Below are 13,260 nucleotides of genomic sequence, written 5' to 3' on the forward strand. Positions count from 1 at the left end.
TACATTAATCCTGAAAGATTAAGCGGCCTGTAAACAATTCTTCTACATCCACTTTTGGGGGACGGTTTACCGAAATTACATCGCCCGTTCCTTGAATGACGCCTGAAATTTCAGCTTTTGGATTGACAATCATTTTATTTGCACTTCGTTGTCTTATTTTTAAGGTGTCTATCACAAAATTTTCACCTTCAAACCTTGGAAATTCATCACTAAAAACCAAAGTAGCATTCTCAGTTGTTCCCGAAACATAAAAAACACTTTGACCATTGGCCGATACGGTAAAGTTTTCACATTGGAGATTCAGATAAAAATCGCCACTTTTACGCACACCCTCTATGCTTCCGGTACTATTGCTGGTAAGCGTGAGTTTGGGAAAAACCAACCTGCCCACTCCTTGAACATCCCGGGATGAGGCATTTCGTATTTCAGTAATATTGGGCGTGGTGACTAGGGCTTGCACATTGCCGTATTCGCGCACTAAATTGCACGTATTGTTGTTTCTTATCACCAAGGTGTTGTTTTCTACACTTACGGAAACATCGGGCAATAGGTTTTTGCCGGTCTTGATCACGACGCGCTGTGTGTCGCCTTGTTTCAGTTGTAAAGCTACATCGGTCTCTATTCTTATTTTACTGAAATGTGCCACAACAAACTCCTCTGTAACGGCATCACCAACAGCTTGAAAGCAATCGGGCGCCTTTTCCGAATTACAGGAAAGCAGTATAAAAAGCAGGGCTGTTATGTATGCTAATTGTTTCATATGCTATATTCTGAAGCCAATTCCAAATTCAACACCTTCTACTTTGGCTCCGTGCGATTTTAAGGTGGTCGCGCCGAAAATTTGGTCTGTGAAGTAATATTTTAAACCCGCCCGAATATAGGTCCTTCCTTCAAAATCGTAGGGATAATAGGCATAGTATCCAAATTGTGATACTATAGCCAGTTTATTTAATGTAAGTTCATGACCCACAAAAATACCTATACGCTTATAATCTTCATCACCAGTAAGCGAGCGATCAAGTTGTGATGCGACTAAATATTCGATTTGTTTTTTTAGAAATTCTGAAAAGAACATATCGGCCCCCACTTGAAATGTGCTTTTATAGCTTACCCGCTTGTCCAAAAAGGCTGAAACCACCAAAAAAGGATGTTGGCCAAGCCCTACGTAATCGCTTTCATTGACCCCGCTTCGCAGTGCTAAATTAAATTTTACAGGTTCGGTTACGGGGTCATCTTCTGTATGGGCAGGGTTGTTAATCTTTTCGGTTTCAAAATCGTATTGCAAACCAATATTAAAGGTAAATGAGTTGGTACTGGAGTTCGGTGCCCTAAAATTTCCGTTGGAATAATGCACCAATGCCAGTCCTGCCTGCACCCCGATGTTTTTAAACACATGCTGCTTGTTATAGTTGAGCAAGAGGTAGGTGGAGCTTAAAAAATCGCTTCCGTAGGCATTGTTTTTAAAATTGGTTTCCAAGTCGAACTTATTGGTGGTGTACGCAATTCCTTGTCCCACCCTTAAAACGATATAGCGCTTTAAAAAGTAGAAGTTAAGATGGCCATACAGCCCATAATTTTGGCCTAAAATATCATTCCCAGGGTTTTGGTGCACAAAAGAAAATCCCCAATCGGGATAATTGTATTCACGGTGCCAGCGCTTTTCACCAAACGTTTTTTTATTGTATCCAATAATGAAGCCTTGGGGATGGTTGGTCACCAAGTGTGCAATGTCTTTGTTATGCCTAACAATCGTACCATAGAAATAATTGGCATCCACAAAAAAACCTGGGTGTGTTTCTTCTTGTGAATACAGCAAAAAAGGGACAAAAAGGAACAATATGAGCAGGTTGTTGTTCATCGCGGGCAAAGTAACGCAAATTTCAGCTTAAAAAGGCAGGTTTTTTAAATCTACATTTCCGCCAGAGATAATGACTCCTACCTTTTTATTTTCGAAAAATGGTTTCTTTTGAAGTATTGCCGCCAAAGCAACGGCCGAAGAAGGTTCTACTGCAATTTTCATCCGTTCCCAGATGAGTTGCATCGCTTGTATTATTTCGGTTTCTTCCACTCGAATAATTTCAGGCACCAGTTTTTTAATAATAGGAAAGTTTTTGTCGCCCAAATTGGTGCGCAACCCATCGGCAATGGTATTGGCTGTTTGGTTGGTTTCAATTTTACCTGATTGTAGGGAACGCCAGGCATCGTCGGCTTCAAAAGGTTCGCTGCCTATTACTTGGCATTTTTTTGATAGATAATGAGCTGCCAAAGCGGAACCGGCAATCAATCCGCCGCCGCCTACGGGTGTTACAATATAATTTAAATCAGGGTGTTTTTTCAACAGCTCGATGGCTGCTGTACCTTGCCCTAAAATTACCTCTGTATTATTAGAAGGATGGATAAAGGTCGCCCCTGTTTCGGTTTGAATACGATCTGCCGCGGCTTCACGCGCCTTCAATGTAGATTGGGACTCCGTGATGATTCCTCCGTAGCCTTTTACGGCATTTTTTTTAATCTGTGGAGCATTTTTGGGCATCACGATATAGGCTTTCACCCCAATATTCTTTGCTGCCAACGACAGTGCTTGCGCAAAATTTCCAGAGGAATGGGTAACCACTCCATTGTTTTTTTGCGCTTCAGACAACTGTAAAATGGCATTGACGGCGCCGCGCATTTTAAAAGCCCCCATTTTCTGAAAGTTTTCGCACTTAAAATATAGTTCGGTTTCCGCTAAAGCATTCAATAAATGGGAAGTAAGCACCGGTGTTTGATGCACAAATGGCCTAACACGGTTGTAGGCGGCAAAGACCTCTTCTTTTGATGGAATCATGTAGTTTGTTTTCTGAAAAGGGAAAGTACCATTATTTTTTTAAAAACAACCTTTTAATACTTTTTGACCCTATTCTTGAAGATGGATGCCACATTCCCTGTTTTCTAAGGCTTTTACAGGATCGTAATAATCAAACTCCACTGGAAGGTCGTGAGCCTTTAGAAACTGCTCTAAGTCTGCGTCTGTAAAATGGTAGAAAGGACATACTTTTAAAATACCCTCATTGGTAAAGCTCAATATATCAAGGGAATCACGATGCGTTGTCTGGCCTTTTCTAAGATTGGTGAACCAAACATCTGGTCGGTGTTTTTGCAAGGCTTCCCGAAAAGGTTCCAATTTCACTTTTTCCGAAAAAAAACCGTGGTTGGGGTTGTCAATGGTGGGTTCGCCCACCTTATTTTTTATATAGGCGGTGGTGTATTTTGGGGTGCAGATTTCAATGTTCAACTGCAGTTTTTCAATTAAGGAGCGGGCGTGGTTGTACGTAGCATTGGTATTGAAACCGGTATCGCACCAAACTACCTGAATATCGGGTTTCTCAAGGGTTACGGCATAAAGCAAGGCTGCCGAATAGGGACCAAAACTTGTAGTAAGCCAAGGATTTTTGGCAAATTGCAATACAAAATCAATGATTTCTGAAGGTTGTTCGTAGCGCAAGTTTTGGTTGAAAAGCTGTATGTTTTTTTCAGAAACTCCTTCCATAACCTTATTATCCTATGGGGTTTGTAGATTGTACAAATGTACGCTATTTTAAAAGGATAGACAAGGAGGGTGTTACGCTTTTATAATAATATCTTCTATGGTGGTATTTTCGAAAATATCCAAGGTATTGTCGCGTACTTGAATCATTAATTTGTGCACCGAGCAGAAGGCCTCGTCTGGGCAATCATCGCATGGTTCATAAAAATTCAAACTTACGCAGGGTACCAAGGCAATTGGACCTTCCAAGATACGGTACACCTCGCTAACTTTTATTTGGCCGGCTTCTTTCAGCAAATAATATCCGCCACCTTTTCCTTTTTTTGAGCCTAAAAAACCCGCCTTGCGCATACTCAACAAAATACTTTCGAGAAACTTTTGTGATATGTTTTCCGACTCTGCAATCACCGAAATTGGGACAGGCTCGTTTTCTTCCCGCTTGGCAAGAAAGGTGAGCGCTTTAAGCCCATATTTTGTTTTTCGTGATAACATTATCTTTATAAGATAAGAAAAAACGTAAAATTATCACAATTTAAATTCTGCTCTAAAGTTTTTCAGATTTTTTTTGTTTTACAGTTTTTTCCCGTTCAAAAATATATCATAGGTGATTTCAACGTTGCCTTCAAGGGTAATGGAAACCGAGCAGTATTTTTCAAAACTCAAAGCCGCTGCGCGTTTGGCTTTTTCCTCATCGATGGGGCCTTCCAAATAAATAGTGGTGTGAATGGCTTCGAAAGGTTTTGCACTTTTTAAATCTTTCCGCTTTCCTTCTACTTCAATTTTATATGACGTAATTTCCTGCCGCTGTTTTTTCAAGATCAAAATAATATCGATCGCGCTGCAACCGCCAACTCCCATTAACAATAGTTCCATTGGGCTGGAACCGTGTACCTCATCGCCGGTTTTATTGTCGATATGCACGGGAATGCCCGATGCGCCTTTGCCTTCAAAATGATAGTTTTCGTTTACCCTGTTGAGTGTTACTTTCATGCTTGTTTAGTTTTAATTTAATCCAATTTGTCGCTTAACCGGAGAATATCACCAAACACCCCTCTGGCCGTAACGGCAGCTCCAGCACCTGCCCCTTGGATTACAATGGGGTTTTTGCCGTAACTTTCGGTGTAGATTTCAAAAATGGAATCGCTTCCTTTCAATTGCCCCAGTGCACTGTTTTTAGGAACAGGCACCAGATTAACGTTTAGAACAGCGCCATCTTCTTTTGATAAATCTCCGTGTAAGTCACCAATGTACCGCAAAACTTCGTCTTTTGCTAAATTTTTTCGTTTTATGTGAAATGGAACGTCCAATTCGTGCATTTGTTTAAAAAAAGCTGACTTTGAAACGCTTCTTAGGTGCTTCGGAATTAGGTTTTGAATGGAAATATCGTCCAGTTCGTTGTGCAAATCGAGTTCCCGGGCTAAAATCAACAGTTTTCTGGCCACATCGTTTCCGCAGAGGTCTTCCCGTGGGTCGGGTTCGGTAAAACCGTTTTCAATGGCTTGGTTCAACACCTCACTAAAGGTTTTTTCGCTTTCTGAAAAGGTATTGAATATATAACTTAACGATCCTGAAAACACCCCTTTAATACGGGTGATGTTCTCTCCGGAAAGGTGCAACAACTTTATGGTATCGATCAACGGTAGTCCGGCGCCTACATTGGTTTCATATAGATATTCTTTCTTTTTTTCTGAAAGGGTTTTTCGCAGGTTTCTATAAAAATCCAAACCGATTGTATTTCCTATTTTATTTGAAGACACCAAACTGAAACCACCTTCGACCAATTTTTTGTAATGCAACACAAAGTCTGGATCGGCTGTATTATCAATAGCGATCAAGTTTTCCAGATTATGTTCTTCTGAAAATTTAATTACACTCTCAACGGTGTAGGCTTTCCCCTTTTCATTTTTTTCTTCAAGCCAGTTTTCCTTCACTCCTTTTTTATCCAGCAATACCGTTTTGGAATTTGCCACGGCAAAAATGGTTAAATCTAAATCGCGCCTTCTTGATATTTCCTTTTGTGAAGTGATAATTTGATCTATTAAACGTCCGCCTACCGTGCCATGGCCAAAAACAGCAACGTTCACTTTTTTCTTTTTTATGGTGTCCAAGTCAATTAATGGAAATGGTTGTTCTTGTATGTTCTTCTCTAAGGTTATTGTACTCATTACGTATGTTTTTTTTCGAAAATATGGGTTGTAAAATGGTTTGTAATTGTTGAAATTCCATTAAAAAAGCATCGTGGCCGTGTACCGAGTTTAGTTCATGGTAATACACGTTGCTTTTTATGGTTTTAAAAAGATGGTAGGTGTCTTTAACTTCTTTGTTGGTAAAGAAAAGGTCTGTGTCCACCCCTATTAAATGGACATTCCCTTTTATGTTTTTTACTGCAGAAAGGAAGTTTCCCGTTTCTTTTGCAATGTTAACCGTAGTCAACAAATGATTCATCGTTTTATAAGCCTGTAACTGAAATCGGATTTTCAACTTTTCACCATGATGCAATAGCCAACTTTCTACGTTAAATACATTCAATTTTTCATTAAAACTGCGGTTAAATTTCTGTTTCAGTGATTCTGGTGTTCTGTAAAAAGTCATGGCATGCATTCGTGCATCGTGGACCGGATTTATAGAATGTTTCAATATCTGTTTTTGCACCCGGCAATTTGCCAAGAGCCAATCCGTTGCTTTCCAATCGGTCGCTATTGGGATAATGTTTTCGAACAGCTTAGGGCGCAATACTGCCATCTGCCAAGCAAGGCTTCCGCCAAGCGAACCGCCAATAACCGAATGAACCTTTTCAATTTTTAATTGGGTTATCGCCCGTAGAAAAAGCTGGGAAACATTATATACCGAGAAATCTTCGTGGTTTTCTAATATAAATCCGTCATAGCCATTTCCGGGAATATTAAAAGCCAGTACCGTAAACCGTTTTGTATCGATACACTTTCCATCGCCAATAAGTGGTTTCCACCAACCCTTTTCCCCGGCGACCGAACTATTGCCCGTCAAAGCGTGGTTTACCACTACAATTGGGGCGGTACCCAAAGAAGGTCCAAACACCTCAAAACTTACAGGTATCGTGCCCGAAAAACCTTCGTTTTGGGCGGTGTAATCAATATATAAAGTCTTTAGGTTCATATCGTTTTAGATAAAGCGGCAGCATACTCAACCGCGCTGCCGCTTTTATACAACTAAAATTAAACTAGAACTGTTTTTTCGATCGCTTGGAAGGCCTGCTCTAAATCTTCTGTAAGGTCCTCAATGGCTTCCAACCCCACCGAAAGCCTAATTAAATCTTTTGTGACACCGGTGGTCTCCTGCTGTGCATCGCTCAACTGTTGGTGCGTTGTGCTCGCCGGATGAATTATCAAGGATTTCGTATCCCCAAAATTGGCCAACAAGGAAAATAGCTTGGCGGCATCAACAACTTTTTTAGCGGCGTTGAACCCGCCTTTCAAGCCAAAAGTGAGTAAGCCGCTTTGACCTTTTGGAAGGTACTTTTCCGACAGGTTAAAATAATGGCTTTCGGAAAGTCCAGGATAGTTTACCCAAGCCACTTCTTCCCTATCCTGAAGCCATTTGGCAAGTTTTAATGTGTTTTCGCTGTGTTTTTTAATCCGTATTTCCAAGGTTTCCAAACCTTGCAGAATTTGAAATGCGTTGTACGGACTCAAGGCCGCCCCAAAATCGCGAAGCCCCTCAATGCGTACTTTAGCGATAAAAGCTGCTTCTTTCAAGGTTTCAGAATACACCAACCCGTGATACCCGGGGGAAGGTTGTGTGAATTCGGGAAATTTTCCATTGGTCCAGTCGAACGTTCCGGCATCGATTATGGCGCCGCCCAAAGCTGTTCCGTTTCCGTTGATGTATTTGGTCAACGAGTGGATTACAATATTGGCTCCGTGCTTAATTGGGTTTAGCAAAGCTGGCGTTGGCACAGTATTATCGACAATCAACGGGATTTTGTGTGTTTTTGAAATTTTTGAAATCGTTTCAATATCCAACACATCCAACTTGGGGTTTCCCAACGATTCGATGAAAACGGCACGGGTGTTTTGTTGAACCGCACGGCTGAAATTTTCAGGGTCGTCTGCATTTACAAACGTGGTTTCTATGCCCAATCGGGGCAAGGTTACATTAAGTAAATTATACGTTCCGCCATATAGGCTGCTGGAAGCGACAATATGGTCTCCCGCCCGTAAAAGCGTTAACAAGGTAGTGGTGGTGGCAGCGGTTCCAGAAGCGGTTACCACTGCGGCGATCCCGCCCTCCAAAGCCGCCAAACGTTGTTCCAAAACATCGTTTGTGGGATTGTTGATACGGGTGTACAAAAACCCAGGTTCTGAAAGGTTGAACAAATTGGCAGCGTGATCGCTGTCTTTAAAAACATAACTGGTAGATTGATAAATTGGCACCGCCCGGGTTCCGCCGTTCGCGGTTACATCGTGTCCTGCGTGCAACGATAAGGTTGCTGATTTTTGTGTACTCATTTTTCTTTTTTTTTGAGTTAATAAAAAAATTAAACCAATCCCGAACAATCGGGACAACAGACGCCTATTGGCGTGCTTTAAAGAAAAATGTTATGAAGAAAATGATTGGACAATTTTAAGGATTTAAAATTGCCGGTTTCGTTATCTATTCCCGTTTGCACGGGATAGAATGTAGCACCTTCCCCGATAGATCGGGAGGTTGCTAAGGCGTCATAGGGTCTATTCCCTCGGCCTTTCTTGATAACATTTCAATAAAGATTTGAACTTTGTGAGCACAAAGATTGCTAAACATTTTTTGATATTCCAAACTTATTTTAAGATTTTTTTGAAATACCCTTTTGTAAAAGTCTATTTTTAATACCTATCTTTGTCCGCTGAAAGAGGAAAGATTTGACTGATTGCAACCTCTTCGGAACACCGGAACCAACTTTAAAGGTCCCGGAACGAGTCCGGGAAAAAATGCTAAAGGCAGTGTAAACTTCCTTCGACGCGTTCGTCAAATCTTCAGAATATAAAAATTAAAAAGACCTTTATGGCGTATTTATTTACTTCAGAAAGTGTTTCTGAAGGACACCCAGATAAAGTTGCAGATCAAATTAGCGACGCATTGTTAGACCATTTTTTAGCCTTTGACCCAGACTCTAAAGTAGCCTGTGAAACCTTGGTAACAACAGGCCAAGTAGTATTGGCAGGTGAGGTTAAAAGTGACACGTATTTAGATGTGCAAAACATTGCCCGCGATGTCATCAATAAAATTGGCTACACTAAAGGAGCCTATCAATTTAGCGGGGATTCTTGTGGAGTTATTTCATTGATTCACGAACAATCGCAAGATATTAATCAAGGCGTTGACCGTGAAGATAAAGAAGAACAAGGAGCCGGCGACCAAGGAATGATGTTCGGCTATGCGACCAACGAAACCGAACATTACATGCCGTTGGCGCTTGAGATTTCGCATACCATTCTTATTGAATTGGCAAAATTACGTCGTGAAGGGACCGAAATACCTTATTTACGCCCCGATTCAAAAAGCCAAGTAACCATTGAATATAGCGACGATAATGTTCCGCAGAAAATAGTATCCATTGTTTTATCCACGCAACATGATGATTTTGATGAAGATGAAGCTATGTTGAACAAAATTAAAAAGGATATTGTTGAGATTTTAATTCCGAAGGTAAAAGCAAAATTACCGGAGTATGTTCAAAAGTTATTCAACGACGATATTACGTATCATATAAACCCAACCGGAAAGTTTGTAATTGGTGGTCCTCACGGGGATACTGGTTTAACGGGCAGAAAAATAATCGTTGACACCTACGGCGGAAAAGGCGCACATGGCGGTGGTGCCTTTAGCGGAAAAGACCCGAGTAAAGTTGACCGAAGTGCCGCCTATGCCGCGCGACATATTGCCAAGAATTTAGTGGCCGCCGGGGTTGCCGAGGAAGTATTGGTGCAGGTGAGCTACGCTATTGGCGTGGTTGAACCAACCTCTATCTTGGTGAATACCTACGGTACTTCAAAAGTAAACTTGACCGATGGTGAAATTGCCAAAAAGGTAACTGAAATCTTCGATATGCGCCCAGCAGCCATTGAAAAACGATTAAAACTACGTAACCCTATTTATGTGGAAACCGCTGCTTATGGACATATGGGACGCATTCCAGAAACCGTAACCAAAATTTTTGAAAGCCCTTACAAAGGCACCATCAAAAAAGAAGTAGAACTTTTCACTTGGGAAAAACTGGATTATATAGATCAAGTAAAAAAAGCATTTAATATTTAATAACTTTCAAGCTTTAAACCCTTTACAAAACCATTCTTCTAAGGATGGTTTTTTTTATCTTTATAGAAACCTTTTGAAAATGAAACAAGCAACTACTCTTCTTTTTTATTTCTTACTACTCACAAGCCTACACGGCACCAAAACTTATGCTCAAGACACCACTCTTTGGAATGCTTATGATGAAACCGAAGAAATCAAAACCCAACAAGAGCACGCAAATCCAAGAATGCGGTATAAGCTTATACAATCTAAGTTTTTGAACAAAAGCGAAGTATTTCAACAACTGTCGCCATCTGTTTCAAATTTTTCTGAAAAGCGCTATAACCAACTGAAACCGTACATTATTGAAAAAGACATCCCTTCTATTCAAGATTCCATTTCAAAAGGGATTTTCACTTATGAAGAATTAGTTCTCTTTTATCTAAAACGCATTTTTATGTATGAACTTGATAAAGATAAAAGTTTACATACCATCATAGCCCTCAACCCAAACATACTTGAGCAAGCAAGAGAACGGGATAAAAACAAAACAACAAGTGATCATTTAATCTACGGCATGCCCATACTGCTAAAAGATAATATCAATACGGCAAATTTAAAAACAACGGCCGGCGCTAAAGTACTGGAAGACAACCAACCGTCTAATGATGCGTTTATCGTTTCGCAATTTAAAAATAAAGGAGCGTTGATTTTAGGAAAAGTGAATTTAAGTGAATGGGCATATTATTTCTGTCAAGGTTGCCCGTTAGGGTATAGCGCCATTGGCGGGCAAACGCTAAATCCCTACGGAAGAAAACGGTTTGAAACCGGCGGAAGCAGTGCCGGAAGCGGTACCGCAACAGCTGCAAATTATGCCATAGCCGCAGTTGGAACCGAAACGGCAGGCTCTATTATTTCGCCTTCGGCGCAAAATTCGCTAGTTGGCTTAAAACCTACTATTGGGGTTTTGAGCAGGAGTGGTATTGTGCCTATTTCGCATACCTTGGACACACCTGGCCCAATGACAAAAAACATCATCGACAACGCCATTTTGCTAAACGCCATGACCGGCAAAGACGAAAAAGATGCCAGTAGTGTTTCTGTTTCTGAAAATTATATTGACGCCGTTAAAGATGCCTCAATAAAAGGAAAGCGATTAGGGGTTATAAAAAATTTACTGTCAGATTCAATCTACGCAGCAACGATTTCAAAATTAAAGAAAGCCGGTGCCGAAATAATTGAATTCACACCGCCAAAGTCTTCATTGAATGGTTTTTTAACGCTCCTGAATTTAGATATGAAAGAAGACCTTCCCAACTACTTAGATGAATATGCTTCAGAAAACATAAAGGTTACAAATCTCAAAGAAGTGATGGCTTTTAATAAAAAAGACAGCTTAAACTACATGCCCTACAACCAAGGTATTTTTGATGGAATAATTTCGGACACTACTTCTGTTGAAGCTTTTAATAAGTTAAAAAAGAATTTACACGAACAGGGTGCCACTTTTTTTCAAAAACCTATAAAGAAACACGATTTAGATGCGGTTTTATCTATAAACAATTACCACAGTGCTGAAGCGGCTGTTGGACTTCACCCTTGTTTAACCATACCAATGGGCTATAAAAAAAATGGAGAACCAATAGGCTTGACCCTAATTGCTTCACCATTTTCTGAAAATACGTTATATAAAATAGGTGCTGCTGTCGAAAAAATATTAAATAGCAGAAAAATACCCGAACAATACGCTCATTAATTGGCCGCATCTATCGCTAAGTTGTTTAAAGCACTTTTAATTTGTTGCAATGTATCTTCGTTGCCAGTAATTCCGTGTCTTTCTTGTAGAAAACTTGGATTGTTGTACGATATGTTTACCGTACCGTCCTCTTTTTCCCAAACCAGCATTTTCTGTGGTAAATCAATTCCTGTAGTTTGTGAATTTTTCATTAAAGGTGTTCCCAGCTCTGGATTTCCGAAGATTATAACCCTTGTAGGGTTTAATGTCATTCCCACTGTTTCTGCATTGGCTTGATGATCCAGTTCTGCAAAAAGGGTAAGGGCAGCATTATCGACAACTGCATTTCTTAGATTATTGTAGGTTGTATTAAAATCGTTATTACTCGTCAAGGTAATAATACCATCTTTATCGGTAATTCCTGTACTGGAATTTTCTGTAACTGAACCATTGGTCGCATTTTCGGTAAAACTAGCAAGCGCTCCTTTAATTTGTTGTAAAGTTGAAGCACCGCCAACGCCTGAATGCCTAGCGGCTAAATATTCCGTTCCGTTGTAAGAAACAAAAACATTGTTGTCTGTATCTTGATATACCAACATTTTTTGAGGTAAATCAAGGCCTGTTAGCTGATTTTCTTGCATTAACGGAGTGCCCAAAGCGGGATTTCCGAAGAAAATGACCCTTGTATCCCTTAAGGTTTCGTCGATACTCTGTGCGTTTGCCGTGTGGTTTACTTCAGCAACAATCGAAATATTCGAATTTGTCTGTAATTCACTTCGCAACGAGTTGTAGGTAGTTGTAAAATCAGTATCACTTAGTGCATAAGCTAACCCCGGGGTCTCAGGGTTATTGATTACTTGTGCATTATCGTCATCGCTATTGCAAGCAAAAATCACGGTTGTAAGTGCAAGTACTAAAAGCTTTTTCATAGTCAAGTTTTAATTTGTTATTGGAGTTAAAATACAAAATTGCACACTCCTGTCATGATATTTATAAATCCTTAACAAGAAAGTATCAATATATTGTTAACGTGAAAAGCTATGTGTTTATTGAAAAGTTAAATGATATTGTGCCGTTTGGCCTTTTGCACGGCTTCTATCTTGCTGTGTACTTGTAGTTTTTTGTAACTGTTTTCTATGTGTTTTCTTACCGTACTGGGCGACAAAAAAAGATTTTTGGCAATGGCGGTGTAGCTCAACCCTTTGCTCAGCTGTTCCAGCACCTCCACCTCTCGTTTTGTTAACGAAATTTCTTCCTTGTCTTTCAAATTATCAATATCGATAGGATTGCGCAGCAGTTTTAAGGTTTTTAAGGCAATGGAAGGATTCATGGCAGCACCGCCATTTAATGTTTCTTTAATTCCTTTGTAGAGTTCTTCGGGGCTTATTTCTTTTAAAAGATATCCGTCGGCCCCTGCTTTGATGGCATTAAAAATGTGCTCATCATTGTCAAAAGCTGTGAGCATAATAATTTTAATCTGCGGATATTTCTGTTTGACCATTTGGGTGGTCTCGACACCATTGAGCACCGGCATTTCAATATCCATTAGAATAATATCAAGGTTGTGGTTTTCTTCCAGCTTGGTGAGCAGTTCGCTTCCGTTAAGGGCGGTATGTTTTATTTCAATATCATCAAAAAAAAGGAGCTTTTCTTTAATGGCGTGGATTAAAAACGAATTATCGTCAACAATAGATACTTTTATTTTCATCACTTGGTTAGTTGTACTAAAGGTACTGAAAAATAGGTA

The 13,260-nt window shown here is 40.1% G+C and carries 12 protein-coding genes, 1 pseudogene and 1 riboswitch; of the genes and pseudogenes, 2 read left to right on the top strand and 11 right to left on the bottom strand.

The genetic code is table 11. From position 1 onward, the window contains the following. Positions 1-4: 4 nt before the first annotated feature. The 9 genes and pseudogenes from DDV96_RS00880 to DDV96_RS00920 all read right to left on the bottom strand — a co-directional run bounded on the left by DDV96_RS00880 (position 5) and on the right by DDV96_RS00920 (position 8,013). The gene (locus DDV96_RS00880) at positions 5-760 is read right to left on the bottom strand and encodes a head GIN domain-containing protein (protein WP_116692850.1); all 756 of its coding nucleotides are present in this window, start codon (positions 758-760) and stop codon (positions 5-7) included. 3 nt (positions 761-763) lie between these two features. Beyond that, positions 764-1,858 carry an acyloxyacyl hydrolase gene (locus DDV96_RS00885; RefSeq protein WP_116693184.1) on the bottom strand — a complete coding sequence of 365 codons (1,095 nt, stop codon included), beginning with the start codon at positions 1,856-1,858 and terminating at the stop codon, positions 764-766. Positions 1,859-1,885: 27 nt separating this feature from the next. Then, entirely contained in the window at positions 1,886-2,827 is a 942-nt protein-coding gene (locus DDV96_RS00890) for a pyridoxal-phosphate dependent enzyme (RefSeq protein WP_116692851.1), read from the bottom strand. A 69-nt stretch (positions 2,828-2,896) separates the two neighbouring features. Continuing rightward, entirely contained in the window at positions 2,897-3,529 is a 633-nt protein-coding gene (locus tag DDV96_RS00895) for a phosphoadenosine phosphosulfate reductase domain-containing protein (RefSeq protein WP_116692852.1), read from the bottom strand. A gap of 72 nt (positions 3,530-3,601) precedes the next feature. Further along, the gene (locus DDV96_RS00900; RefSeq protein WP_116692853.1) at positions 3,602-4,018 is read right to left on the bottom strand and encodes an RrF2 family transcriptional regulator; all 417 of its coding nucleotides are present in this window, start codon (positions 4,016-4,018) and stop codon (positions 3,602-3,604) included. A 78-nt stretch (positions 4,019-4,096) separates the two neighbouring features. Then, entirely contained in the window at positions 4,097-4,516 is a 420-nt protein-coding gene (locus DDV96_RS00905) for an OsmC family protein (RefSeq protein WP_116692854.1), read from the bottom strand. 17 nt (positions 4,517-4,533) lie between these two features. After that, a pseudogene (locus DDV96_RS00910) lies at positions 4,534-5,616 on the bottom strand (aspartate kinase); the annotation flags it as partial. A 19-nt stretch (positions 5,617-5,635) separates the two neighbouring features. Then, positions 5,636-6,661: an alpha/beta fold hydrolase gene (locus tag DDV96_RS00915; RefSeq protein ID WP_116692856.1), complete on the bottom strand. Its 1,026-nt coding sequence runs from the start codon at positions 6,659-6,661 to the stop codon at positions 5,636-5,638. A gap of 59 nt (positions 6,662-6,720) precedes the next feature. Then, entirely contained in the window at positions 6,721-8,013 is a 1,293-nt protein-coding gene (locus DDV96_RS00920; protein ID WP_116692857.1) for an O-acetylhomoserine aminocarboxypropyltransferase/cysteine synthase family protein, read from the bottom strand. A 138-nt stretch (positions 8,014-8,151) separates the two neighbouring features. Continuing rightward, a riboswitch (SAM riboswitch) is annotated at positions 8,152-8,260 on the bottom strand. Positions 8,261-8,545: 285 nt separating this feature from the next. Here DDV96_RS00920 and metK point away from each other — a divergent pair. Both metK and DDV96_RS00930 read left to right on the top strand, forming a co-directional pair. Beyond that, complete coding sequence (metK, locus tag DDV96_RS00925) at positions 8,546-9,799, top strand: methionine adenosyltransferase (protein WP_116692858.1); 1,254 nt, start codon at positions 8,546-8,548, stop codon at positions 9,797-9,799. A gap of 79 nt (positions 9,800-9,878) precedes the next feature. Beyond that, a complete protein-coding gene (locus DDV96_RS00930) occupies positions 9,879-11,534 on the top strand; it encodes an amidase family protein (protein WP_116692859.1) in 1,656 nt (551 codons plus the stop codon). Here the strand turns inward: DDV96_RS00930 and DDV96_RS00935 are convergent. Further along, positions 11,531-12,442 carry a DUF302 domain-containing protein gene (locus DDV96_RS00935; protein WP_116692860.1) on the bottom strand — a complete coding sequence of 304 codons (912 nt, stop codon included), beginning with the start codon at positions 12,440-12,442 and terminating at the stop codon, positions 11,531-11,533. The two genes, DDV96_RS00930 and DDV96_RS00935, sit on opposite strands and share 4 nt — an antisense overlap. 128 nt (positions 12,443-12,570) lie before the next feature. Continuing rightward, complete coding sequence (locus DDV96_RS00940) at positions 12,571-13,221, bottom strand: response regulator (protein ID WP_116692861.1); 651 nt, start codon at positions 13,219-13,221, stop codon at positions 12,571-12,573. Positions 13,222-13,260 lie beyond the last annotated feature (39 nt).

Origin of the sequence: Marixanthomonas spongiae (genome assembly GCF_003095375.1) — a bacterium.
Lineage (GTDB): Bacteria > Bacteroidota > Bacteroidia > Flavobacteriales > Flavobacteriaceae > Marixanthomonas > Marixanthomonas spongiae.